Here is a 22,386-nt window from a genome sequence, read left to right as displayed (position 1 = left end):
GTGCGGCGCGCGATCCCCGAGCGTGGCGGATCCCTGGGTCGCTTCGCTGCGCGCGCGATGACGGATCGGATCCCTGCAGACGGCTTTTGGAGACAACCGTGCAGCACGACCTCATCCTGAAGGGCGCGCGGGTCATCGACCCGTCGCAGAACCACGACGGGATCTGCGACGTCGCCTTCGCGGACGGACGGGTCTCGGGCTTCGGCCGCGACCTGCCGGCCGGCCCGGGCACGCAGGTCCGCGACATGGAAGGCGCCATCGTCACGCCGGGCCTGATCGACCTGCACACCCATGTCTATTGGGGCGGCACGTCGCTGGGCATCGACGCCGACGAATTCTGCCGCACCTCCGGGGTGACCACCTCGGTGGATACCGGCAGCGCGGGACCCGGCAACTTCGCGGGCTTCCGCAGCCACGTGATCGAGCGGTCGCAGGCGCGGATCCTCGCCTACCTGCACGTCTCCTTCGCGGGCATCTTCGGGTTCTCGAAGACCATCATGGTCGGCGAGAGCGAGGATCCGCGGCTGATGGCGCCCCGGGAGGCCGTGGAGGTCGCCGAGGCCAACCGGGACGTGATCGTCGGCATCAAGGTCCGGGTCGGGCGCCACGCCTCCGGCGACCAGGGTACCGCGCCGCTGGACATTGCCCTGCAGGTCGCCGAGGAGACCGGCCTTCCGCTGATGGCCCATATCGACGAGCCGCCGCCGAGCTACGAGGCCGTGCTCGCCATGCTCCGCCCCGGCGACGTGCTGACCCACGCGTTCCGGCCCTTCCCGAACTCGCCCGTGACCGCGCAGGGCGCTGTGAAGCCGGCGCTGCGCGAGGCCCGGGCGCGGGGGGTGCTGTTCGACATCGGCCACGGCAAGGGCTCCTTCGCCTTCCGGACGGCGCGGGCCATGCTGGCGGGGGGCTTCCTGCCGGACACGATCTCGTCGGACGTGCACCAGCTCTGCATCGAGGGGCCGGCCTTCGACCAAGTCACCACCATGTCGAAGATGCTCTGCCTCGGCATGAGCCTCACCGACGTCATCGCCGCCTCCACGGTGAACGCCGCCGTGGCGCTGAAGCGCATGGAATACGGGACCTTGAAGGTCGGGGCGCTGGGCGACGCCACCGTGCTGGCGGTGCGGGACGGGGCCTTCGACTACGTCGACACGCGGGGGGAGACCATGACCGGCGCCCAGCGGATCACCGCCGAGGGCGTGGTGCTGAAGGGCCGGTGGTGGCATCCGGCCTGACCGCGCCGGGGCCGGACCTGCAGGTCCTCGGTCCGATCGCATACAGAATATCGACCTTTACAGCCTCTTCGGCGGCCCGATACACTTTCCCGTGAGGGGCGGGCCATCGCCGGCCCTCTGCGACACGCGGTCGAAGCTGCGGCGCCAGGGAGGATGGATGGACACGGGTCAGCCTCTGCTGGAGGTCGACGGCGTCACACTCCGCTACAAGACGCCCGAGCACCTCGTCACCGCCACCTACCGGGTGAGCTTCCGGGTCTGGCCCGGGGACCGGTTCGTCCTGCTCGGGCCCTCCGGCTGCGGGAAGTCGACCCTGCTCAAGGCGGTGGGCGGCTACATGGCCCCCACCGAGGGCGAGATCCGCCTGAAGGGCCGCCCGGTCACCGAGCCCGGCCCCGACCGGATGATGGTGTTCCAGGAATTCGACCAGCTCCTGCCCTGGAAGACCGTGCGGCAGAACGTGGTCTTCGCGCTGGAAGCCTCGGGCCGGCTCAAGGGCCGGGAGGCCCTGGACCGGGCCAACCTCTACATCGACAAGGTCAACCTCACGAAGTTCGCCGACAGCTATCCCCACACCCTGTCGGGCGGGATGAAGCAGCGCGTCGCCATCGCCCGCGGCATGGCCATGGAGCCCGACATCCTGCTGATGGACGAGCCCTTCGCGGCGCTCGACGCGCTCACCCGGCGGCGCATGCAGGACGAGCTGCTGATGCTGTGGGAGGGCACGCGCTTCACCGTGCTGTTCGTCACCCACTCGATCCCCGAGGCGATCAAGGTCGGCTCCCGCATCCTGCTGCTCTCGCCCCATCCCGGCGAGGTGAAGGCCGAACTCAACAGCGCCGAATCCCCGGAGGCGGCGCTGCAGCTGGAGAGCCGAATCCAGCACATGCTGTTCTCGGAAGAGATCGAGGAGGCCGAGAATGTCTAGCGCGCAAGCCCTGACCGGCGCCCCGCTGACCGGCGTCGCGCCGCGCCTGACGCCCGTGGAATCCGGCCGCCCTGAGATCGTGCGCGAGACCGGCCACGCCCATGGCGCCACGGTGGTGGAGAAGCCCCTGTCGCTCGCCGAGCGGCTCTACAACCAAGCCTGGCTGCGCAAGATCGTGATCCTCGTCCTCCTGGCCGGGATCTGGGAGGCCTACGGGCGCTACCTCGACAACGACCTGCTGTTCCCGACCTTCTCGGCCACCGTGGAGGCCTTCTTTCGGGGTATCGCGGACGGCACGCTGCCGGCCCGCGCCTGGTCGTCGCTCAAGGTGCTGCTCATGGGTTACGCCGCCGGCATCGCCCTGGCGACCGTGCTCACGGGCCTCGCCATCGCGTCGCGGATCGGGACCGATCTGCTCGAGACCCTGACGTCGATGTTCAACCCGCTGCCGGCCATCGCACTGCTGCCCCTGGCGCTGATCTGGTTCGGCCTGGGCAACGGCAGCCTGATCTTCGTGCTGGTCCACTCGGTGACCTGGGCGATCGCGCTGAACACCCATTCCGGCTTCCTGTCGGTGAGCCGGACGCTGAAGATGGTCGGGCGCAATTACGGGCTGTCGGGACCGCGGCTGATCGGCAAGATCCTGATCCCGGCGGCCTTTCCCGCGATCCTCACCGGGCTGAAGGTCGGCTGGGCCTTCGCGTGGCGCACCCTGATCGCCGCCGAGCTGGTCTTCGGCGTGTCGTCCGGGGCGGGCGGGCTCGGCTGGTTCATCTTCGAGAACAAGAACATGCTCGACATCCCGAACGTGTTCGCCGGTCTGCTCACCGTCATCCTGATCGGCCTCGTGGTCGAGAACCTGATCTTCCAGACGATCGAGCGGCGCACCGTCCAGCGCTGGGGCATGCAGGCCTGAGGCGCCGCGGCGCCCGACGACCGGGAGCGTCCCGGCGCGCGGTCGGGTCCACCGTGTCCTTAGATGCGTCTTCTCGAACGATGCCTGAATAGAGAAGTAACTTCTCTTTTGCGTGGGTGCGACGAACGTTTTCTTCCTATAAGCTCCGTCGACGACCGCGGAGTCCGATCCTGTGAGCCTCGAATCCTCTTCCCAGGCAGCCCCGACGCCGGCGCTTCCCGAGCGGGGCGGCCGGTCGGATACGGCCGCCTCGGTCCTGCCCGGCATCGGCCTGTGCGCGGCGATCACCGCGGTGGCGATGGCCGCGCAGGCGCTGGAGGAGCGGGTCGCCGGCCATCCCTATATCGAGGCCCTGGTCCTGGCGATCCTGGTCGGCATCGCGGTGCGCACCGCCTGGACGCCCCCGGCCCGGTTCCGAACCGGCATCGCCTTCTCGGCCAAGCAGCTCCTCGAAGTCGCCGTCGTGCTGCTCGGCGCCTCCCTGAGCCTCGGGGCGATCCTCGCCTCCGGCCCGGCGCTGCTGGCCGGCATCGTCGGGACCGTGGTCCTCGGCATCGCCGCCAGCGTGGCGATCTGCCGGGTGCTGGGCCTGCCGGCCCGGATGGCGATCCTCGTCGCCTGCGGCAACGCCATCTGCGGCAACTCGGCCATCGCCGCGGTGGCGCCGGTGATCGGAGCGGAGCCGAAGGACATCGCCGCCGCCATCGCCTTCACGGCGGTGCTCGGGGTGCTGATGGTGCTCGGCCTGCCGCTGTTCGTGCCGCTCGCCGGCATGACCGACAACCAGTACGGCGTGCTGGCGGGGCTCACCGTCTACGCGGTGCCGCAGGTGCTGGCCGCGACCGTGCCGGTGAGCCTGCTGTCGACCCAGGTCGGAACCCTGGTGAAGCTCGTCCGCGTGCTGATGCTCGGCCCGGTCGTGGTGGCGTTCTCGCTGATCGCGCCCCGGCTGCCGCAGGCGGCGGGGGCGCCGGGCGCGCCGGCCCGTCCCGGCCTCACCAAGCTCGTGCCCTGGTTCATTGTCGGCTTCCTGGCCCTGGCCACCCTGCGCTCCCTGGGCCTCGTCCCGGATGCCGCGGTGAAGCCGCTGACCCAGCTCGCCGGCGTGCTCACGGTCCTGTCCATGGCCGCCCTGGGGCTCGGGGTCGACGTGCGGGTTCTCGCCCGGGTCGGCGGCCGGGTCACCCTCGCCGTCATCGCCTCCCTCGCCGTCCTGATCGTCCTCAGCCTCACGCTGATCCGCGTCCTCGGGATCGGCTGACGCCGCGCCGTCCTGCGCTCCGGCCGGATGTGGCGCGGTATTTCCCGGCCTGTGCGCGTCCGGCGCCTGTAACCGGGGCAGGATCGGCATCTTTGTGCAGGTGACGGATCCTTTTCGCGGGCGATCGCGCCCGTTCGGATCGAAAAGCCCTTTCGGTGATCGACTGTCTTTCAAGACCGTCTTGACACATCCGCGATTTTTGCTTTGGAACCACGTCCATCGTCGTCGAAAGCTTCGGATGGACTCGCGCAGTGCCTGAACAGAATCCCGAGAGCCGCCTCCGGTTGGTCACGTTGGTCGGCGAGATCGTCGCCGCCTACGTCTCGAACAATTCCGTTCCGCCGACGGCGCTGCCGGAGCTGATGGCGAGCGTGCATGGAGCGCTGGCGGCCCTCGACGGGCAACCGGCTGCCCCGGCGGAACCGGCCGTGGAGCGGCCGACGCCGGCACAGATCCGGAAGTCGGTCCAGGAGGACGGCATCGTCAGCTTCATCGACGGCCGGACCTACAAGACCCTGAAGCGCCATCTCACCGCCCACGGCCTCACGCCGGAGCGGTATCGCGAGCGCTACGGCCTGCCGGAGGATTACCCGATGACCGCGCCCGGCTACGCCGCGCAGCGCTCCGCGCTCGCCAAGGCGATCGGCCTCGGCGTGCCCGGCGGGCGCAGCGATCAGCGCAGGACCGGCACCGGCGGCTGATCGGCGGCGCGGCGGGAGCCCGGTGGCGGCGCGCTCTCGGCCTTGCGGCTCTGGAACGGAAGCACCTGCGCGGGGCCCGGGACGGACCTGCCGAGCGCGGCGCGGTCCGGACGCCCGAACGTGTCGGCCCAGCTCAGCTTGATCACGTGGCAATCCGGAGCCGCGGACGTGGTCTCCTCCGCGGGGGGCGGTGCCTTGCGGTTGCCGGCGCTGATCCAGCGCACGATCCGGTGCTCGCGCCCGCGGCGCAGCGCCGGCGGTCCATCCGGCGCGCTGCGCCGGCGGATCGCTTGCCTGTCGTCGGTCCTGTCTGAGATCGACACGCTGAATCACCCCGTCCGCAGTCGGGGCGGGAGCGAGGACGGATAGCGGGTGCAGCCGTGGATCCGTCGGGGTGCTCCACCCGCGACAACGGCGCTATCCTACTGAACTTGCAGGGGCCGGACAGGGCGGTCCCGTCCAAAAAACTTGTCTCTGCGTCCCAGATTGGCCCGGTCCCGGCCCCGGCGGGCTCAGGAGGCGTGCGCGCCCGGCACCGCCGCGAGGAGGCTGCGGGTGTAGGCGTGCTCCGGCGCGGCGAACAGCTCCGCGGTGCCCCGCATCTCCACGATGGCGCCGCGGTGCATCACGGCGATCCGGTCGCAGATCGTGGCGGCCACCCGCAGGTCGTGGGTGATGAACAGCATCGCCAGGGACAGGCGCTGCTTCAGATCCTCCAGCAGGTCCAGCACCTGCCGCTGGACGGAGACGTCGAGCGCCGAGACCGCCTCGTCGGCCACCAGCACGTCCGGCTCCATGGCGAGCGCCCGGGCGATGCCGATGCGCTGGCGCTGCCCGCCCGAGAAGGCGTTCGGGTAGCGGGCGGCGGCCTTCGGATCGAGGCCGACGAGGTCGAGGAGGTTTCGGGCCCGCTCCCGGGCCTCGGCGGCCGGGACCCCATGGGCGATCGGCCCCGCCGTGATGATCTGCTCCACGGTGCGCCGCGGGTTCAGCGACGCGAACGGGTCCTGGAAGATCATCTGGATGCGGCTGCGCTTGTCGCGCAAGGCCGTCTTGCCGAGGGCCGTGTAGTCGAGGTCCCCCAGCCGGACCGTGCCGCCGTCGGGCTCGATCAGCCGGATCGCGAGCCGCGCCGTGGTCGACTTGCCCGACCCGGATTCGCCCACGATCCCAAGGGTCTCGCCGCGGCGAACGTCGAACGAGACCTCCTTCACGGCGGCCACGACCCGTGGCTTGCCGAACAGGCCGGAGCGCCCGGAATAGGTCTTGGACAGCCCGGTCACCGAGAGGGCGACCGGGGCCGCCGCGAGGGGCGCGCGCGGCGGCGGCGTGAGGCTCGGGACGGCGGCGAGCAACGCCTTGGTGTAGGGTGCCTGCGGATTGCGCAGCACCGCCTCGGCCGTGCCGGATTCCACGAGCCGGCCGCGCTGGAGCACTGCCACGTGGTCGGCGATCTCCGCGACCACGCCGAAATCGTGGGTGATGAACAGGACGCTCATCCCGCGCTTCCGCTGCAGGTCGCGGATCAGCCGGAGGATCTGGGCCTGGGTGGTGACGTCGAGGGCCGTGGTCGGCTCGTCGGCGACCAGCACCGAGGGCTCCAGCGCCAGCGCCATGGCGATCATCGCCCGCTGCCGCTGGCCGCCGGAGAGCTGGTGCGGGTAGGCCCGCACCGCCTCTTCCGGGTTCGGCAGGCCGACCTCGGTGGCGAGCGCCACCGCCCGGGCCCAGCGCTCGCCGCGGGTGAGCAGGTTGTGCGCCTCGAACATCTCGGCGATCTGGTCGCCGACCCGCATCACCGGGTTCAGCGCCGTCATCGGCTCCTGGAACACCATGGCGATGCGCCGGCCGCGCAAACCGCGCCACGCGGGCTCATCGAGGGTCAGGAGATCCCGGCCCTCGAACAGGATCGTGCCGGCCGTCGGCTTCAGCGCCCGGGGCAGGAGGCCGGTCAGCGCGTAGGCGCTCATCGACTTGCCCGAGCCCGATTCCCCGACCACGCACAGGATCTTCCCGGCCTCGAGGTCGAGGTTCAGACCCTCGACCGCGTGCGGGCGGTCGGCGCCCTTGGGGAGCGCGATCGTCAGATCGCGGATGCGGACGACCGGCGCGCTCATGGTTCAGGCCCTCGCTTTGCGGCGACGGAGGATGTCGGGTCCGGCCTCACCGAGATCCCAGAACAGGCCGGCCATGATCGCCAGGCCCTCGCGGGTGCCGGAGGCGAGCATGTGCTCGTCGGGCCCGTGCTGGCGGCAGGCCGGGTAGGAATGCGGCACCCAGAGGGTCGGCAGGCCCAAAATCTCCGAGAAGGCGTCGTTCGGCAACGAGCCGCCGAGATTGGGCAGCAGCGCCGGTTTTTTGCCCGAACTCGCCTCGATCGACTGGAGCGCCCACTCGACCCAGGGGTCCTCGACCGGGAGCCGCGTCGCCTGGAACACCTCCGCGGCGCGGGCCGGCCGGACCTCGATCATCGGGAAGCCGTGCGCGTCGAGATGGGCGCGGACGTTCCGGATCAGGTTCTGCCAGTCGGTGCCGACCACGAAGCGCAGCTGCAGGGTCGCCTTGGCGTGGGGCGGGACGGCGTTGAGCGGGCCGTCCGGATCGCCGGTCTTGAAGGCCAGCACCTCCAGGGTGTTCCAGGCGAAGACCCGCTCGGCCGGACTCAGGCCCGGTTCGCCCCAGTCGGCATCGATCGTGGGCGCGGTCGGGTCCTCGCCGACGCGGATGTCGGCGAGCGCCGCGCGCACGCCCTCGGGGATCGGCGGCGGCCGCAGGGCGTCCACCAGGATGCTGCCCCGCGCGTCGACCATCGAGGCGATCGCCGAGGCCAGCACCGTGCCGGGGTTGCGCAGCAGGCCGCCCCAGTTGCCGGAATGGTGCGGGCCCTCGCGCAGGTTGAGGCTCAGCTCGAAATTGTAGGCGCCGCGGGAGCCCAGGAAGAGGGTCGGGCGCTCGCCGTTGAGGCGCGGCCCGTCCGAGGCGATCAGCACGTCCGAGCGGAGGGAATCGGCCTGTTCCCGGCAGAACGGCCGCAGGCCCGGGGAGCCGGATTCCTCGCCCATCTCGATCAGGAGCTTCACGTTGAAGCCGAGATGGCCCTCGCGGGCCGCGATCACCTGCTCCAGGGCGGCGAGGTTGAGGACGTGCTGGCCCTTGTTGTCGGCGGTGCCGCGCCCGTACCAGCGGTCACCCTCGACCACGATCTCCCAGGGGCCGAGGCCCGCGCGCCACTGCTCGGGATAGCCCCGCACCGTGTCGCCGTGGCCGTAGATCAGCACGGTCGGCAGGTCCGCGCCCTCGCGCCGCTCGGCGATCAGGAACGGGCCGTGCACCCCGTCCGGGTTCGGGAAGATCTTCGGCGTCTCGAAGCCGAGCCGGGCGACGAGCGGCACGATAAAGGCGTCGAGATAGGCGCGGAGCGCCGCCTCCTGGCCGGGGGCCTGGCTCTCGGTGGGCATCGCCACCGCCTCCCGCAGGAGGGCGAGGAACGCGCCCGAATCGAAAGCCTCCGTGGCGCGCGCGATGGCGGCGTCTCGCGTCATGGTGTGTTTCCCGTGAAACATTTTGGTAACCTGTCGACGGGCCCTGGCCCGGCGAAGCCGTCAGTTGCGCGCCTCGGGGGCGGTGATGTCGCGCAGGCCGTCGCCCAGGAGGTTGATCGCCAGCACGAGGAGGAGGAGCGCCACGCCCGGGATGGTGATCACCCAGGGCTGGAAGAACATGTACTGCTTGCCCTCGGCGATCATCAGGCCCCAGGAGGGCAGGGGCGGCTGGACGCCGAGGCCGAGGAACGACAGGGCGGCCTCCAGCAGGATCGCGTGGGCCATCTCCAGGGTCGCCACGACGATCAGGGCGTTCATGATGTTGGGCAGGATCTCCTGGCGGAGGATCCGCAGGTCGGTCAGACCCGCGGCGCGGGCGGCCGAGACGAAATCCTGGTTGCGGATCTGCTGGGTCGCGGCCCGCGTCACGACGGCGAAGCGGTCCCAGAGCAGGAAGCCCAGTACCAGCACCACCACCTTCAGGGAGCCGCCGACCAGGGCCGCCATGGCGAGCGCCACCAGCACTACCGGCATGGCGAGCCGCGTGGTCACCACGTAGCTGACCACGGAGTCGACCCAGCCGCCGAAATAGCCGGCGCACAGGCCGAGCACCGTGCCGATCAGCCCCGAGATCAGCGCCGCCGAGATCCCGATCAGGAGGGAGATCTGGCCGCCGTAGAGCAGGCGGCTCAGGTAGTCGCGGCCGAGCTTGTCGGTGCCGAGCACGTTCTCCCAGGAGCCCTTGGCCTGCCAGACCGGCGGGATCAGGCGGCGGGAAACGTCCTGCGCGTAGGGGTCGTGCGGCGCGATGAGCGGGGCGGCGAGCGCCGCCAGCACGATCAGCCCGAGGATTCCGGCCCCGATCAGGAAGCCGGTGTGGCGCAGGCCCCGCCGCAGGATCAGGCGGGTAGGGGAGGGCACCGCCGCCAGCGCGACCGGCGCGTCCGGGGGCAAAGCGGGGGCGGCGAGCGCCGCCGTGTCGGGGGGGAGGCTCATGGCGATCTCCGTCCTCAGGCCTGGCGCAGGCGCGGATCGAGGAAGGCGTTCAGGAGGTCGGCGGCCAGCGTCAGGCCGATGTAGATCATGGCCAGCACCAGCACGATCGCCTGGACGACCGGGAAGTCGTTGCGGGCGATCGACTCCCAGGCGAGCTGCCCGAGCCCCTGGAGCGAGAACACCGCCTCGATCACGATCGAACCGCCGAGCATGAAGCCGAACTGCACCGCCGACAGGGCGATCACCGGGATCACGGCGTTGCGCAGCGCGTGCCGCACCAGGATTTTTCTGGGCGGCAATCCCTTGGCACGTGCGGTGCGGACGTAGTCGGAGGCCAGCACCTCCAGCATGCCGTTGCGGGTGAGGCGCATCACGGCGGGCATCGCGTAGTAGCCGAGCGCGATTGCCGGCAGGACGAAGTTCTTCCACGTGGCGTTGCCCGAGACCGGCAGCCAGCGGAGGTTGACGGAGAAGATCAGGATCAGCGTCAGGCCGAACCAGAAGCTCGGCATCGCCTGGCCGAGCACCGAGACGGCGAGCGCCGTCCGGTCGATCCAGGTATCCCGCTTCACGGCGGCGACGACGCCCAGCGGGATCGCCACGAACAGGGCCACGGCGAGCGCGATGATGCCGAGATAGAGGGTGATCGGCAGGCGGGCGGCCAGCAGGTCGATCACGCTCTCGCGGAAATAGAAGGAGTTGCCGAAGTCGAGGTGCAAAGCCCGCCAGCCCCAGGTGAGGAACTGGGTCAGCAGCGGCTGGTCCAGTCCGTAATCCTGGCGGATCTGGGCGATCTGCGGCCCGGTGGCCTCCGGGCCGGCGATGGCGGTCGCGAGGTCGCCCGAGAGGTGGAGGAGCAGGAAGCTCGCCACCGAGACCGTGAAGGCCACCGCCAGGGCGACCAGCACGCGCCGGAACGTGAAGGCCAGCATGGGCTCAGGCTCCCTTTCGGCGATGCGGACCGGATCGGCTCCCGCCGTCGGAACCGGGGCGGATCGCGGGTTCCCTCTCCCGTGCGGGAGAGGGACAGGGTGAGGGGTGCGACCTCTCCGGGAAGACCTGATCCCTCACCCCAACCCTCTCCCGCACGGGAGAGGGAGCCGGTCGCGCCACGACCACCATCCTCACTTCCACGACGCCGCGTAGAAGCGCGGCACCTCGTCGGGCTGGGCGGTGAAGTTCAGGTCCGACGTGAAGGCGTAGTTGGTCGAGTAGGAGAACATCGGCAGGGCATAGGCCTCTCCGGCGATCCGCTGCAGCGCCTTGGCGTAGGCGGCCTTGCGGGTCTCCGGATCGGTGGAGCCGTCGCCCTTCTGGAGATCGGCGATCACCTGCGGATCCTTGGTCAGATCCTCCTCGCCGCCGCGGAAATACACCCCGTCGAAGGCCGAGACGTCGTTGACCGAGAACGACCCCCAGGTCTGGTAGCCGATCGAGGTCTTGCCGGCCCGCAGCGCATCCCGGAACGCCGCGTAGCGCAGGTAGTTCAGCCGCGCCTTGATGCCGACGGCGCCGAGATAGCCGATCACCGCCTCGGCGTAGTCGCGCTCGCGATAGGCGCCGAGGTCGATCTCGAAGCCGTTCGGGTAGCCGGCGTCCTTGAGCAGCGCCTTGGCCTTGGCGGGGTCGTAGGCGTAGCGCGGCACGCCCTGGTCGGTGCAGCCGAACTGGTCGACGAAGCACAGCGCGTTCATCACCCGCGAGGCGCCGCGCACGAGGTTGTCGACCATCGCCTTGCGGTCGATGGCGTAGGAGATCGCCTGCCGGACGCGCACGTCCTTGAGCGGCGAGTTCTCCTTGGCGCGGCCCAGCGTGTCGAACTGCAGGAAGCCGACCCGCATCGTCTCGGAGTTGAGCACCGTGATGTTGGGCGCGGCGCGCAGCTGCTCGGCCTGGTCGCTCGGCACCCGCCAGATCCAGTCGACGCCGCCGGTCATCAGCTCGGCCATCCGGCTCTCGCCGTCCGGGATGACGCGGAACTGCAGCTTGCCGATCTTCGGCTTACCCAGCGGACTGCCGGCCCAGTACTTGTCGAACCGCTCCATGGAGACGCCGCGGCCGCTGTCGACCTTGGTGATCCGGTACGGACCGCTGCCGATCGGCGCCTTGGCGAAGCCGTCGAGCCCGACCTTCTTGAAGTAATTGGCCGGGAAGATCGGGGTCGGGCCGGCGAGGTATTCCAGCGCCGCCGGGAACGGCGCCTTGAGGTGGATGCGGACATTATGCGGGCCCGTGACCTCCACCGACTTCATCCAGTCGACGTTCTGGCGGGTGACCGTGCGCGCCTCGGGCGTCAGCACGTAGTTGAACGTGAAGGCCACGTCCTCCGGCCCGAGCGGGTCGCCGTTGTGGAAGACCACGCCCTCGCGGATCGTGAGATCCAGGGTCGTGTCGTCCGCCCAGGTCCAGGCGGTCGCCAGCATCGGCTTGTAGGTGCCGTCCTTCTGGTCGCGGTACAGCAGGGTGTCCCAGCAGTTCCGGGCCAGGATCACGCCCTCGCGGGCGCTGTTGTGATACGGGCTGACATTCTCCGGCTCGCTGTCCGAGGCGTAGACCAGGGTGTCGTCGGCCTTCCCGGCCAGTGCCGGATGCGCGGCGATCAGGGTCGCGAACGAGGCGGCGAGGGTCGCGGCCCGGGTGAGAATCCGTAGCGGCATGCGGTCTCCGACGGCGCGGCGGACAGGTCCGGCGGATCGATCCGCGGCTGCCGCGTTTTTCACCCTGCCATGGTGTTGTGCATCTGGGATCGCAACAAGTAGAATTTGGCGAGTGCTGCGTTGCCGTATTGGCAATGTGCATGGCAGCATACAGCGTATCGAGCACGATAATGCAGACGACGGGCCTGCGCTACTTCCTGGCCGTGGCCCGCACCGGCTCGATTGCTGCGGCCTCGGCCCAGCTCAACGTGGCGGCCTCGGCGATCAGCCGGCAGATCGCCAACCTCGAAGCCGAGCTCGACTGCGTGCTGTTCGAGCGGCGCCCGCGCGGCATGGTGCCGAGCCCGGCCGGGGAGCTGCTGGCGCAGCACGCCCATCAGGTGCTGATCCGCTCCGAGCAGGTGGTCACCGAGATCCGGGAGCTGGAAGGGCTCGCCCGCGGGCTGATCCGGGTCGCCTGCTCCGAGGGCTTCTCCCTCGACATCGTGCCGAACGCGATCGCGGCCTTCCACGCGGCCCATCCCGGCATCCGCTTCGAGGTCACGGTCCAGCCCCCGGCCCAGGTCACCCAGACGGTGGCAGTGGGGGATGCCGATCTCGGGATCACCTTCGCGCTGACACCCACCGCGCAGGTCGAGGTGCTCTACGACGGGCAGGTCGATATGCTGGCGCTGGCCGCGCCCGACCATCCCCTCGCGCGGGCGCCCGCCCTGCGCCTCGCCGACCTGCTGGACTATCCCGTCGCCCTGCCGACCCGGGACACGACCCTGCGGCAGGTCTTCGACGCCGCCTGCGCGCACGAGGGCATCGCGGTGGAGCCGGTGCTGACCTCCAACAATCTCTCGGCGCTGCTGCCCTTCGTGCGGCGCTCCCGCGGCATCGCCCTGATGTCGGCGCTGTCGGTGCAGACGCCCCTGCGGCTCAACGAGCTTGTCAGCCTGCCGATCCAGTCCCGGACGAGCCTCGCCCGGGGCGTGAAGATCCAGGCGATGCGCGACCGGCGGCTGCCGAAGGCGGTGCGGGCATTCCTGCGCCAGCTGCTCGACGCGCTGCCGCCGCCGCGATCGCCGTGACCCTCGGCCCGCGACCGCTCAGGCGCCGCTCCGGTCAGCCGCGAGCCGACAGCTGTGGTCCATGACGTCCTCGGCGCTGGCACTCGGCGCCCGGTAGGCCAGCAGGATGTAGCCCGACTCGGGATCGCCCGGGGGCGTGGCGAGCGCCGCGAAGCTCGTCCGGTGCAGGTCCGGCCGGGCGCCCGGCAGGGTGTGCAGGGCCGCGAACGGGTTGAACTGCGCGGCCTCCGCCTCCAGCACGCGCAGGGCGTAGTAGCGGTCGCCGGCCAGTGGCACCGGGAAGCGGCTCCAGGTGTGGCGCACCTGCCGGCCGTGCGCCCGGACCGCCTTGAGCACGCTCGGCTTCAGGCAGTCGAGATGGATGTGCAGCTGGTCCTGGCTGCGGCCCCGGGCCGAGTTGACCGCCAGCCCGACCTCCGCGGGGGACAGCTTCCCTTTCAGCACGTCCGACACGAGCGGCCGCGCCGCCAGGGCCGCCCGCCAGTAGGCGGCGCCCCGCGGCCCGCGCAGGACCGGTGCCTCCAGGCCCGCCACGGTGTCGGTGGGCATGACGACGCTGTGGGTCGGCTCGCCGGGGGCGCGCAGCACCGCCGAGCCCGGACGATCCGCGTCGCCCAGGTCGACCGAGAGGCACGGGAAGGTCCGGTTGGCGAGCCGCTTGGCGAGCACGCAGGTCTTCAGCGCCGCCCACAGGACGTCGCGGCTCGGATCGGGGGCGGCCGCGGCCGGGACCGCGGCCATCGCGGAGAGCGCCACGAGGAGGGCGGCGAACGGCGCGCGGCGCATGAGGGCTCCCCGATCGAGCCGACGCGGCGCGTCGGCTTGGCCGTCCCGGAATAGCCGATCCGGGGGCCTGCCGGCAAAGGATCCGGAGACGCTGACGCCGCACCGGAAAACCCGCTATGCCGGCCGCTCCGCCGCCCCGGAGGCCCGCGATGACGCCATGCCCGCGATGACGACCGCGCTCACCCCCGACATCGCCGCGCGCTTCGCCGCGGTCGCCCTGGGCCACGTCGCCCGCGAATATCCGAACAAGCCCGGGCACGTCCTGGCCGGTCCAGCGGATGCCCGCACCCCCGCGGCCCTGCACCCGGCCTTCCACGGCAGCTACGACTGGCATTCCTGCGTCCACGGCACCTGGCTGCTGGCGCGCGTGCTGCGCCTGTACCCGGACGGCCCCCAGGCCCCGGCGATCCGCGCCCGGCTCGACGCGCAGCTGACCCCCGAGACGGTGGCGGGGGAATGCGCCTACTTCGCCGCCCCGACCGCCCGGGGCTTCGAGCGGCCCTACGGCTGGGGCTGGCTCCTGAAGCTCGCCGACGAACTCTCCGCGCTCCCCGAGCGCCGCTGGTCCGAGGCCCTGGCGCCGCTGGCCGGGATGATCGCGCAGCGGTTCCGGGACTTCCTGCCGGTCGCCGTCTATCCGGTACGGGTCGGGACCCATTTCAACACCGCCTTCGCGCTGCGCCTGGCGGCCGATTACGCGGAGGGCGCGGGGGATGCCGGGCTGACCGCCCTGCTGCGCGACACCGCCGAGCGCTGGTACGGGGCGGACACGGACTGCCCGGCCTGGGGCGAGCCCGGCGGCGACGACTTCCTGTCCTCCGCGCTGATCGAGGCCGAATGCATGCGCCGGCTGCTGCCCCCCACGCGTTTCGCGCCCTGGTTCGACCGGTTCCTGCCCGATCTCCCGGCGTCCCGGCCCGCGACCCTGTTCCGCCCGGCCCGCGTGACCGACCGCTCGGACGGCAAGATCGCCCATCTCGACGGGCTGAACCTCAGCCGCGCATGGTGCTTCCGCGCGCTGGCCGCGGCCCTCGGTGCGGACGATCCCCGCCGGCCGCTCCTGGGCGCGGCCGCGGAGGATCACCTCGCGGCGGGGCTCCCGCACGTCACCGGCGACTACATGGGCGAGCACTGGCTCGCGACCTTCGCGGTTCTGGCCTTGGAGGCGGGGCCGGACGGCGACCCGGGCGGCGGTCCGGATGATCTTCTAAGAGAAACTTGAGAACTCTTCGCCCCGGGCCGGGCTGGGGAAGGGGACCGACAATAAAAAAAGACCGCCCTCAAGAGAACGGTCCGAAAGTCTAGGGAGGAAACGCCCGAGCGGGGCGGCCGGACAATGCGGTCGGCACCGTCTGGCCCGGCATCAACTCGACACAGGTGGTCTTGTTCCTGGATCCGAAACGCCGCGTCGCAACGGCAATGCGCCCGTCACCGGAGCGATTCCGACCGGCCGGCGCAGGTCTCCGGGTCCAAACTCGGCGCGGTAGGTCCGCTCCAGCGTCATCAGGTTCCGCAGGGGCGCTTCGGCGAGGTCGAGGAGCCGCGCATCGCGCCAGCGCAGCTTGCGGCCGAGGTGGCGACGGAACCAGCGCCCGCGCTCCTCCTCGACGAGCAGGATCAGCTTGCCGGTCCAGGTCCGGCGGAACCAGAAGCGTCCGGTCAGCGGCATGGCGGTCTCGCGCCCCGATTGTCGAGGCGAATACAATACATCCAGTCCGGTGTGGCCCAAAATGCTTAGGTTAGAACGCGGACGAATTCGGGCGAAGGCGGTTAAGGATCGCGCGCCCCGTCAGCGCCGCCCGGCTGCGGCGCCGGGGCGGCCGGCTGCCCGCCGCGCTTCGCCGTCTCGTAGAGGACCTGGGCGAGCTGCTCGGCGGAGTAGGGCTTGCGCACGAGGGTGAAGCCGTGGGCGTCGTCCGTGGCCAGGATGTGGCTGTAGCCCGAGGTCAGCACCACCGGCAGGTCGGGACGGTCGGCCTGGAGCTGCCGGGCGAGGGCGAAGCCGCCCATCCCCGGCATAACCACGTCGGAGAAGACCACGTCGAAGCGGTCGGGCGTCCGCCCGAGTTCGCCCAGCGCCTCCTCGGCGGATTTCGCCCAGACCGGGGCATGGCCCAGATCCTCCAGGATCTGGGTGCAGAACCGGCCGACCCCGAGATTGTCCTCCACGACGAGGATGCACAGGCCCCGCCGCGGTTCCGCCGCCCGGCGGCGGTCGCGGTCGGCCTCGGCGACCTCTGCGGGCGCCTCGACCTGGGGCAGGTAGAGCGAGAAGGTCGTGCCGCGCCCGAGCGTGCTCGCCACGTCGATGTCGCCGCCCGACTGCTTGGCGAAGCCGATGACCTGGCTGAGGCCGAGGCCGGTGCCCTTGCCGATCTCCTTGGTGGTGAAGAACGGCTCGAAGATCCGCCCCAGATCGGCGTCCGGGATACCGCCGCCGGTATCGGAAACCCGCACGGCCACGAAAGGCCCCGGCGCGCCGGCATGCCCGCGGATCGGCGGCATCGGGCACTCGCCCTCCAGGCGCAGGGTCAGGCTGCCTTCCCCACGCATGGCGTCGCGGGCGTTGACCGCCATGTTGATCAGCGCGGTCTCGAACTGGCTCTCGTCGGCGCGCACGAAGCGGGGCGTCTCCGGCAGCTCGATGATGACGCGGATGCGCGCGCCGGTAACCGAGTCGAGCATGTCGGCGATGCTGCGCAGGCGCGCGCCGATGTCGAAGACCTGGGGCTTCAGCGCTTGGCGCCGGGCGAAGGCGAGGAGCTGGCCGGTGAGCTTGGCCGCGCGGTCCACGGTGTCGGAGACCGCGTCGACGTAGCGGCGGCGGCGCTCCTCGGCGAGGTCGGGCCGGCGCAGGAATTCCATGGAGGACCGGATGATGGTCAGGAGGTTGTTGAAGTCGTGGGCCACCCCGCCGGTGAGCTGGCCGATGGCCTCCAGCTTCTGCGATTGCCGCAGGGCCTCCTCGGCCTGCCGCTGCTCGGTGATGTCGCGCCCGAAGCCGTAGAACAGCCCGTCCTCCGGCACGACGGTCCAGAGCACCCGGCGCCGGTCGCCGGCGCGGGTCAGACAGGAAAGTTCGACATCCTCGACCCGGCTCTCGTCGCAGAGGGGCCGCAGCGCCGCCTGCGCGGCCGCCCGCTCCGGGGCGGCCACGAAGTCGAGGGCGGCCCGGCCCAGGGTCTCGGCCTCCGACCAGCCGAGCGCCCGGCTCCAGGACGGGTTCGCCGACTGGACCCGCCCGTCCCGGTCCGCGACGAGCTTCAGCACCGGCGACAGCGTCCAGACCCGGTCGCGGTCGCGGGTCTGGGCGGCGACCTGCGCTTCGAGGCGCTCCGCCCGGGACTGGAGCAGCGCCTCGATCCGCTTCCGCTCCGAGACGTCGTGGGCGAAGACGTAGAATCCGTCGACCCCTCCGTCCGCTCCCCGGCGCGGCAGGTAGCGGGTGTCGGCGACGCGGGTCTCGCCGTTCGGGAGCGTCCAGGTCCATTCCCGGCGGATCTCCTGCCCGGCCAGCACCCGCTCGAAGGCGGCCTGCCGCATCGCGAAGGCCTCGGGACCGATGAGCATCCGCACGGTCTGCCCGACGACCTCGGAGGGCCTGCAGCCGGTCCAGGACTCGTAGGCGGCGTTGGCGAACCGATAGGTGAGGGTGCGGTCGATGAAGGCGATCAGGACCGGCATCGCGTCCGCGACCAGCCGGAGTTCCGCCTCCCGGGCGCGGAGTGCGATCTCGCTCCGGCGGCGCTCGGTGATGTCGTTGAACAGGATCGCGACGCGGTTCCGGCCCGGCCCGTCGACCCGGTAGGCGTGCACGTCGTACCAGCGGCCGAGGGCCTTGGCGGCCTGCTCGACGCGGACCGGCTCGCCGGTCAGGGCGACGCGGCCGTAGAGGTCGAACCAGCATTGCTCGTGATCGGGGGCGATGTCCCGCATCCACCGCCCCACCACGTCCGTCAGGCCGGTCTGCCGCTCGAAGGCGGGATTGGCCTCCAGGAAGCGGTAATCGACCGCCCGGCCGTCTTCGAACGTCAGCTCGACCAGGCAGAAGCCGGCATCGATGAAGGTGAACAGCGAGCGGTAGCGCTCCTCGTTCCGGCGCAGGGCGGCCTCGGCATTCCGGGTATCCAGCTGCGTCATCACCGTCCGGGCGAGCGCCTTGAGGATGAAGATCTGCTGGTCGGTCAGGGTGCGCGGGACGCGGTCGAGGACGCAGAGCGTCCCGATGGCCCAGCCGTCCGGCGTCACCAGGGGCACGCCGGCGTAGAAGCGCAGGTGCGGCTCGCCGGCCACGAGCGGATTGGCGGCGCGGTCCGGCAGCGCGGCCAGATCGGGCAGCACGAGGACGCCGTCCTCGCGCATGGCCTCGGTGCAGAAGCCGAAATCGAGCGGCATCGCCCGCGCGGGGTGGCCGAACGCGGCCTTGATCCACTGCCGGTCGGCATCGACGAAATTGATGTGGGCCATCGGCGTGCCGCAGGCCTGGGCGGCCATCTCGGCGATCTCGTCGAACGCGCGCTCCGGCGGCGTGTCGAGGATGGCGTAGGCGCGCAAGGCGGCGAGCCGCTGGGGATGCTCGGGCTCGAAACCCGACGGGCGGGATATTGTCTCGGTCTGCGACACGGGACCGTCATAGCGTAAGCGCCCGCGCCTCCCTAATGAAACTCTGCCTCACGGGCCCGGCGGCGCGACCAGCCCAAGCATTCCGCGACAGTCCATTAGTCGACATTCGCATCGGATCGTCGGCGACAACATGGTTTCACAGGCGCCGGCCAAGTCTTGTCCGGGCCGACGATCCCGTCCGGGCGCCCGCTGCGGTGTCTTCGTGATCTGTGCCGGCGCGGACCGCACCGGAGGCCGCGCGGTCACGGCTGTGGATCGGATCGCCGCGGCCGGGAGCCCGCGGGGGCGGTGCGGCGTTGCCGGCTCAAGAGGGACGGGTTCGGATCAGGCATGGCCAAGCGCAGGACGAAGGCGGGCGCCCATCAGGGCTTGGAGGACGCGCCGCTGATGCCCACCGGCGCCCTGGCGGTGGCGCTCCTGGCCTATGCCGAGGGCCCGGGTCCGGTGGTGCATGTCGCCCGGGATGCCCGCCGCCTCGAGGACCTCGCCGCGACCCTCCGGGCGCTGGATCCCGACGCGCAGGTCGCGATCTATCCCGAATGGGACTGCCTGCCCTTCGACCACGCCTCGCCGTCGCGGGCCATGATGGGCGCCCGGGCCGCGGTGCTGCGCTGGCTGACCGACCGGGAGGCGCTGCCGGATTTCGTGCTGACGACCGCCCCCGCCCTCGTGCAGCGCGTGCCGCCGCCGGAGACCTGGGCCTCGGCCCGCGTGACCCTGCGGGTCGGCGACCCCCTCGACGTCGCCGCCGCGACCGCCGACCTGAAGCGCCTCGGCTACATCCTCGACGAACGGGTCGACGAGCCCGGCGAGATCGCCGTCCGCGGCCGCACCGTCGAGGTGTTCCCCGCCGCCGCGCCGCGGCCCTGCCGGATCGAGCACGCGGAGGGGCGCGTCACGGCGATCCGCTCCTACGACCCGATCTCGCAGCGCTCGGTGGCCGAGGCGGACGAACTCGTCATCGATCCCGCCACCGAGATCATCCTGGAGCCCGGATCCGGCCAGAGCTTCGAGCCCTTCACCGGCCAGGAGCATCGCCTGGACCGCTATTACCCCCGCCTCGTCACCCTCTTGGACTACGTGCCCGGCGCGCGCCTCGCGGTCGAGGACGGCACGCAGGCCCGGGTCGACGCCTTCTTCGAGCAGATGGACGAGGCGCGGGGCCGGCTGACCGCCCGCGACGCGCAGGGGCAGCCCGGCGCCGCCCTCTATCTGACGCCGGAGGCGTGGCGCGCCATCGTGGCGGCGCACGGCCGGCTTGCCGTCACCGAGGCGGCCGGGGAGCCCCGGGCCATGCCGACCTTCGCCGGCGAGCGCCGGCCGGGAACGGCCTTCGCCAAGGTCCTGCGCGAGCGGCTGAAGGCCGGCGACGTCGTCGTGCTCGCCGGTTCGGTCCGGCCGCTCCGGCGCCTCGTGCGCCAGGCGGGCAAGATCGCCGAGCGCCCGATCCGGCTGATCGACGCCTGGGCCGACGTCGCCGAGGCGGCACCCGGCGACGTCCTCGCCCTGGAGGCGCCGCTGGCGGCCGGCTTCCGGGTGCCCGAGCAGGGCGCGACCGTGATCGCCGCCGCCGACCTGTTCGGCCCGGAGGCCGCCGTCACGGGGGGCGCCCGGGCGATCCTGCCCATGGGCGAGGTCGACCTGCGCCCCGGCGACGTGGCCGTCGACCGGGATCACGGCCTGTGCGTGTTCGAGGGGCTGGAGGCGGTGACGACCCGGGGCGAGGAGCCCTCCGAGGCCCTGCGCCTGCGCTTTTCCGGCGACGCGATCCTGATGGTGCCGGTGACCCAGGCCGACCGGATCTGGCGCTACGGTCCGGAGCCCGACGCCGTCACCCTCGACAAGCTCGACGGCGGCACGTGGCCCCGGCGCCGCCTGGAGGCCGAGGCCACCATGGCGCGGACCGCCCGCCTGATGCTGGAGGCCGCCCGCGCCCGCCGGGAGACGGAGGCGTCGGTCCTGTCGCCCCCGGCCCGGGACATGGAGCGGTTCGCCGCGGGCTTCGGCTTCGCGCCGACGCCCGATCAGGCGGCTGCGGTCGATGCGCTGATGGCCGACCTCGCCTCCGGCCGGCCGATGGACCGGCTGGTCTGCGGCGATGTCGGCTTCGGCAAGACCGAGGTGGCGCTCCGGGCGCTCGCGGCCGCGATCTTCTCCGGCCGGCAGGCGGCGCTGATCGCCCCGACCACCGTGCTGGCCCGCCAGCATGCCGAGACCCTGCGCCGCCGCTTCGGGCGGTTCGGCGTGGAGGTGGCGCAGCTCTCGCGCCTCGTGGCGCCGGCCGAGGCCAAGCGCGTCAAGGCGGGGCTCGCCGACGGCACGATCCGGCTCGTGGTCGGCACCCACGCGCTCGCCGGCAGCGGGGTGTCCTTCGCGGATCTCGGCCTGACCGTGATCGACGAGGAGCAGCGCTTCGGCGCGAAGATGAAGGCCGACCTGCGCCGCCTCGCGGATGGCGGCCACGTCCTGACGCTCACCGCGACCCCGATCCCGCGCACGCTCCAGGCGGCGCTCGTCGGCCTCCAGAGCCTCAGCGTGCTGGCCACGCCGCCGGCGTTGCGCCAGCCGGTCCGGACCGTGGTGGCGCCCTTCGACGCCGAGGCGGTCCGCGAGGCGCTCATCCGCGAGCACCGCCGGGGCGGCCAGAGCTTCGTGGTCTGCCCGCGGATCGAGGATATCGGCCCCATGGCCGAGCGGCTGCGCGCCCTCGTGCCGGGCCTCGACATCCTGGTGGCGCACGGGGATCTCAAGCCCTCCGCCATGGACGAGGTCATGGTCCGCTTCGCGGATGGCGACGGCGACGTCCTGCTCGCCACCGCCATCGTGGAGAGCGGTCTCGACGTGCCCCGGGCCAACACCATGCTGGTCTGGGAGGCCGCCCGGTTCGGGCTGGCGCAGCTCCACCAGCTCCGGGGCCGCGTCGGCCGCGGCCAGCGGCGCGGCACCGTCCATCTGCTGAGCGACCCGGCAGCGCCGCCCCCGGCGGCGGCGCTCCAGCGCCTGCGGGCCCTGGAGGCCCTGGACCGCCTCGGCGCCGGCTTCGCGGTCAGCGCCCGGGACCTCGATCTGCGCGGCGCCGGCGACCTCGTCGGCGAGGATCAGGCGGGTCACGCCAAGCTCGTCGGGCTCGGCCTCTACCAGCACCTGCTGCAGCTGGCGCTCACCGCCGCCAAGGGCGAGCGCGCCGAGGATTGGAGCCCCGAGATCGAACTCGGTCTGCCGAGCCGCATTCCCGAGGATTACGTCCCCGAGCCCGAGATCCGCCTCAGCCTCTACACGCGCCTCCTGCGCTTGCAGGATCCCGAGGCGATCGAAGCGTTGGCCGGCGAGGTCGAGGACCGGTTCGGCGCGGCCCCCGCGCCGGTGCTCGCCCTGTTCGACCTCGCGCGGCTGCGCGCATCCTGCTGCGCGCTGGGCGTCGCCCGGCTCCGGGGCGGCCCGCAGGGCGTCGCGGCCGATCTGCGGCCGGACCGGCCGCTACCCGCGATGGCCGCCGAGGCGGACGTCATCCTGCGCGAGGGACGGGTGGTGTGGAAGCGGCCCTGCCCGGATTCCGCCGGGTGCGCGGCGTTGGCGGCCGACCTCCTGGAGCGCATCCGCGCCGCCCGGGAGCGCGCCGGCTGAGCGCGCCGCCGATCTGCGGTCGATCTTGCGCCGGGCGCTTC

At 71.8% G+C, this 22,386-nt stretch carries 17 protein-coding genes; 8 read left to right on the top strand and 9 right to left on the bottom strand.

What is annotated here, in order from left to right:
- Positions 1-98 precede the first annotated feature (98 nt).
- The 5 genes from A3862_RS09675 to A3862_RS09655 all read left to right on the top strand — a co-directional run bounded on the left by A3862_RS09675 (position 99) and on the right by A3862_RS09655 (position 5,044).
- Positions 99-1,238, top strand: a complete 1,140-nt coding sequence (locus A3862_RS09675) for an amidohydrolase/deacetylase family metallohydrolase (RefSeq protein WP_111474328.1) — start codon at positions 99-101, stop codon at positions 1,236-1,238.
- A gap of 157 nt (positions 1,239-1,395) precedes the next feature.
- A complete protein-coding gene (locus A3862_RS09670) occupies positions 1,396-2,166 on the top strand; it encodes an ABC transporter ATP-binding protein (RefSeq protein ID WP_043350049.1) in 771 nt (256 codons plus the stop codon).
- On the top strand, positions 2,159-3,082 hold the full coding sequence (locus A3862_RS09665; RefSeq protein ID WP_051976149.1) for an ABC transporter permease: 924 nt from the start codon (positions 2,159-2,161) through the stop codon (positions 3,080-3,082). Before A3862_RS09670 ends, A3862_RS09665 begins: the two co-directional genes overlap by 8 nt.
- Positions 3,083-3,254: 172 nt before the next feature.
- Positions 3,255-4,343, top strand: coding sequence for a YeiH family protein (locus tag A3862_RS09660; RefSeq protein ID WP_043384759.1), 1,089 nt, complete (start codon positions 3,255-3,257; stop codon positions 4,341-4,343).
- 251 nt (positions 4,344-4,594) lie between these two features.
- A complete protein-coding gene (locus A3862_RS09655) occupies positions 4,595-5,044 on the top strand; it encodes a MucR family transcriptional regulator (RefSeq protein ID WP_043384757.1) in 450 nt (149 codons plus the stop codon).
- On the opposite strand, the gene A3862_RS09650 is transcribed toward A3862_RS09655, so the two are convergent.
- From A3862_RS09650 to A3862_RS09625, 6 genes are all read right to left on the bottom strand, one after another.
- Complete coding sequence (locus tag A3862_RS09650) at positions 5,017-5,367, bottom strand: hypothetical protein (protein ID WP_043351624.1); 351 nt, start codon at positions 5,365-5,367, stop codon at positions 5,017-5,019. The two genes, A3862_RS09655 and A3862_RS09650, sit on opposite strands and share 28 nt — an antisense overlap.
- A gap of 189 nt (positions 5,368-5,556) precedes the next feature.
- Entirely contained in the window at positions 5,557-7,161 is a 1,605-nt protein-coding gene (locus A3862_RS09645) for an ABC transporter ATP-binding protein (RefSeq protein WP_111473551.1), read from the bottom strand.
- 3 nt (positions 7,162-7,164) lie between these two features.
- Positions 7,165-8,586 (bottom strand): M20 family metallopeptidase, encoded by a 1,422-nt coding sequence (locus A3862_RS09640; protein WP_111473550.1) that lies wholly within the window; start codon positions 8,584-8,586, stop codon positions 7,165-7,167.
- A gap of 60 nt (positions 8,587-8,646) precedes the next feature.
- Positions 8,647-9,582, bottom strand: a complete 936-nt coding sequence (locus A3862_RS09635; RefSeq protein ID WP_111473549.1) for an ABC transporter permease — start codon at positions 9,580-9,582, stop codon at positions 8,647-8,649.
- Between the two features lie 14 nt (positions 9,583-9,596).
- A complete protein-coding gene (locus A3862_RS09630; RefSeq protein ID WP_111473548.1) occupies positions 9,597-10,514 on the bottom strand; it encodes an ABC transporter permease in 918 nt (305 codons plus the stop codon).
- A gap of 192 nt (positions 10,515-10,706) precedes the next feature.
- Entirely contained in the window at positions 10,707-12,239 is a 1,533-nt protein-coding gene (locus A3862_RS09625; protein WP_075381045.1) for an ABC transporter substrate-binding protein, read from the bottom strand.
- A 170-nt stretch (positions 12,240-12,409) separates the two neighbouring features.
- Here A3862_RS09625 and A3862_RS09620 point away from each other — a divergent pair, with 170 nt between their 5' ends.
- The gene (locus tag A3862_RS09620; RefSeq protein ID WP_043351634.1) at positions 12,410-13,312 is read left to right on the top strand and encodes a LysR family transcriptional regulator; all 903 of its coding nucleotides are present in this window, start codon (positions 12,410-12,412) and stop codon (positions 13,310-13,312) included.
- An 18-nt stretch (positions 13,313-13,330) separates the two neighbouring features.
- On the opposite strand, the gene A3862_RS09615 is transcribed toward A3862_RS09620, so the two are convergent.
- A complete protein-coding gene (locus A3862_RS09615) occupies positions 13,331-14,098 on the bottom strand; it encodes a CDP-diacylglycerol diphosphatase (protein ID WP_111473547.1) in 768 nt (255 codons plus the stop codon).
- A gap of 166 nt (positions 14,099-14,264) precedes the next feature.
- Between A3862_RS09615 and A3862_RS09610 the strand changes: the two genes are divergently transcribed.
- Entirely contained in the window at positions 14,265-15,320 is a 1,056-nt protein-coding gene (locus tag A3862_RS09610) for a DUF2891 domain-containing protein (protein ID WP_111474327.1), read from the top strand.
- A gap of 141 nt (positions 15,321-15,461) precedes the next feature.
- On the opposite strand, the gene A3862_RS09605 is transcribed toward A3862_RS09610, so the two are convergent.
- Together A3862_RS09605 and A3862_RS09600 are read right to left on the bottom strand one after the other, a co-directional pair.
- Positions 15,462-15,767 carry a hypothetical protein gene (locus A3862_RS09605; RefSeq protein WP_043351637.1) on the bottom strand — a complete coding sequence of 102 codons (306 nt, stop codon included), beginning with the start codon at positions 15,765-15,767 and terminating at the stop codon, positions 15,462-15,464.
- Positions 15,768-15,868: 101 nt separating this feature from the next.
- A complete protein-coding gene (locus A3862_RS09600) occupies positions 15,869-18,721 on the bottom strand; it encodes a PAS domain-containing protein (protein WP_111473546.1) in 2,853 nt (950 codons plus the stop codon).
- 330 nt (positions 18,722-19,051) lie between these two features.
- Between A3862_RS09600 and A3862_RS09595 the strand changes: the two genes are divergently transcribed.
- Positions 19,052-22,345 (top strand): DEAD/DEAH box helicase, encoded by a 3,294-nt coding sequence (locus A3862_RS09595; protein ID WP_205782337.1) that lies wholly within the window; start codon positions 19,052-19,054, stop codon positions 22,343-22,345.
- Positions 22,346-22,386: the final 41 nt, after the last annotated feature.

Origin of the sequence: Methylobacterium sp. XJLW (genome assembly GCF_003254375.1) — a bacterium.
In the GTDB taxonomy this organism is placed as follows: domain Bacteria; phylum Pseudomonadota; class Alphaproteobacteria; order Rhizobiales; family Beijerinckiaceae; genus Methylobacterium; species Methylobacterium fujisawaense.
Note: the sequence above shows the minus strand (reverse complement) of the source record. Positions and strands in the feature narration are given on the sequence as shown.

Coding starts and splice junctions, on each gene's coding strand:
- A3862_RS09615 (WP_111473547.1), bottom strand. CDS start 14,098: ATGCGCCGCGCGCCGTTCGCCGCCCTCCTCGTGGCGCTCTCCGCGATG.
- A3862_RS09640 (WP_111473550.1), bottom strand. CDS start 8,586: ATGACGCGAGACGCCGCCATCGCGCGCGCCACGGAGGCTTTCGATTCG.
- A3862_RS09630 (WP_111473548.1), bottom strand. CDS start 10,514: ATGCTGGCCTTCACGTTCCGGCGCGTGCTGGTCGCCCTGGCGGTGGCC.
- A3862_RS09665 (WP_051976149.1), top strand. CDS start 2,159: ATGTCTAGCGCGCAAGCCCTGACCGGCGCCCCGCTGACCGGCGTCGCG.
- A3862_RS09645 (WP_111473551.1), bottom strand. CDS start 7,161: ATGAGCGCGCCGGTCGTCCGCATCCGCGATCTGACGATCGCGCTCCCC.
- A3862_RS09595 (WP_205782337.1), top strand. CDS start 19,052: ATGGCCAAGCGCAGGACGAAGGCGGGCGCCCATCAGGGCTTGGAGGAC.
- A3862_RS09605 (WP_043351637.1), bottom strand. CDS start 15,767: ATGCCGCTGACCGGACGCTTCTGGTTCCGCCGGACCTGGACCGGCAAG.
- A3862_RS09670 (WP_043350049.1), top strand. CDS start 1,396: ATGGACACGGGTCAGCCTCTGCTGGAGGTCGACGGCGTCACACTCCGC.
- A3862_RS09620 (WP_043351634.1), top strand. CDS start 12,410: ATGCAGACGACGGGCCTGCGCTACTTCCTGGCCGTGGCCCGCACCGGC.
- A3862_RS09610 (WP_111474327.1), top strand. CDS start 14,265: ATGACGACCGCGCTCACCCCCGACATCGCCGCGCGCTTCGCCGCGGTC.
- A3862_RS09625 (WP_075381045.1), bottom strand. CDS start 12,239: ATGCCGCTACGGATTCTCACCCGGGCCGCGACCCTCGCCGCCTCGTTC.
- A3862_RS09635 (WP_111473549.1), bottom strand. CDS start 9,582: ATGAGCCTCCCCCCCGACACGGCGGCGCTCGCCGCCCCCGCTTTGCCC.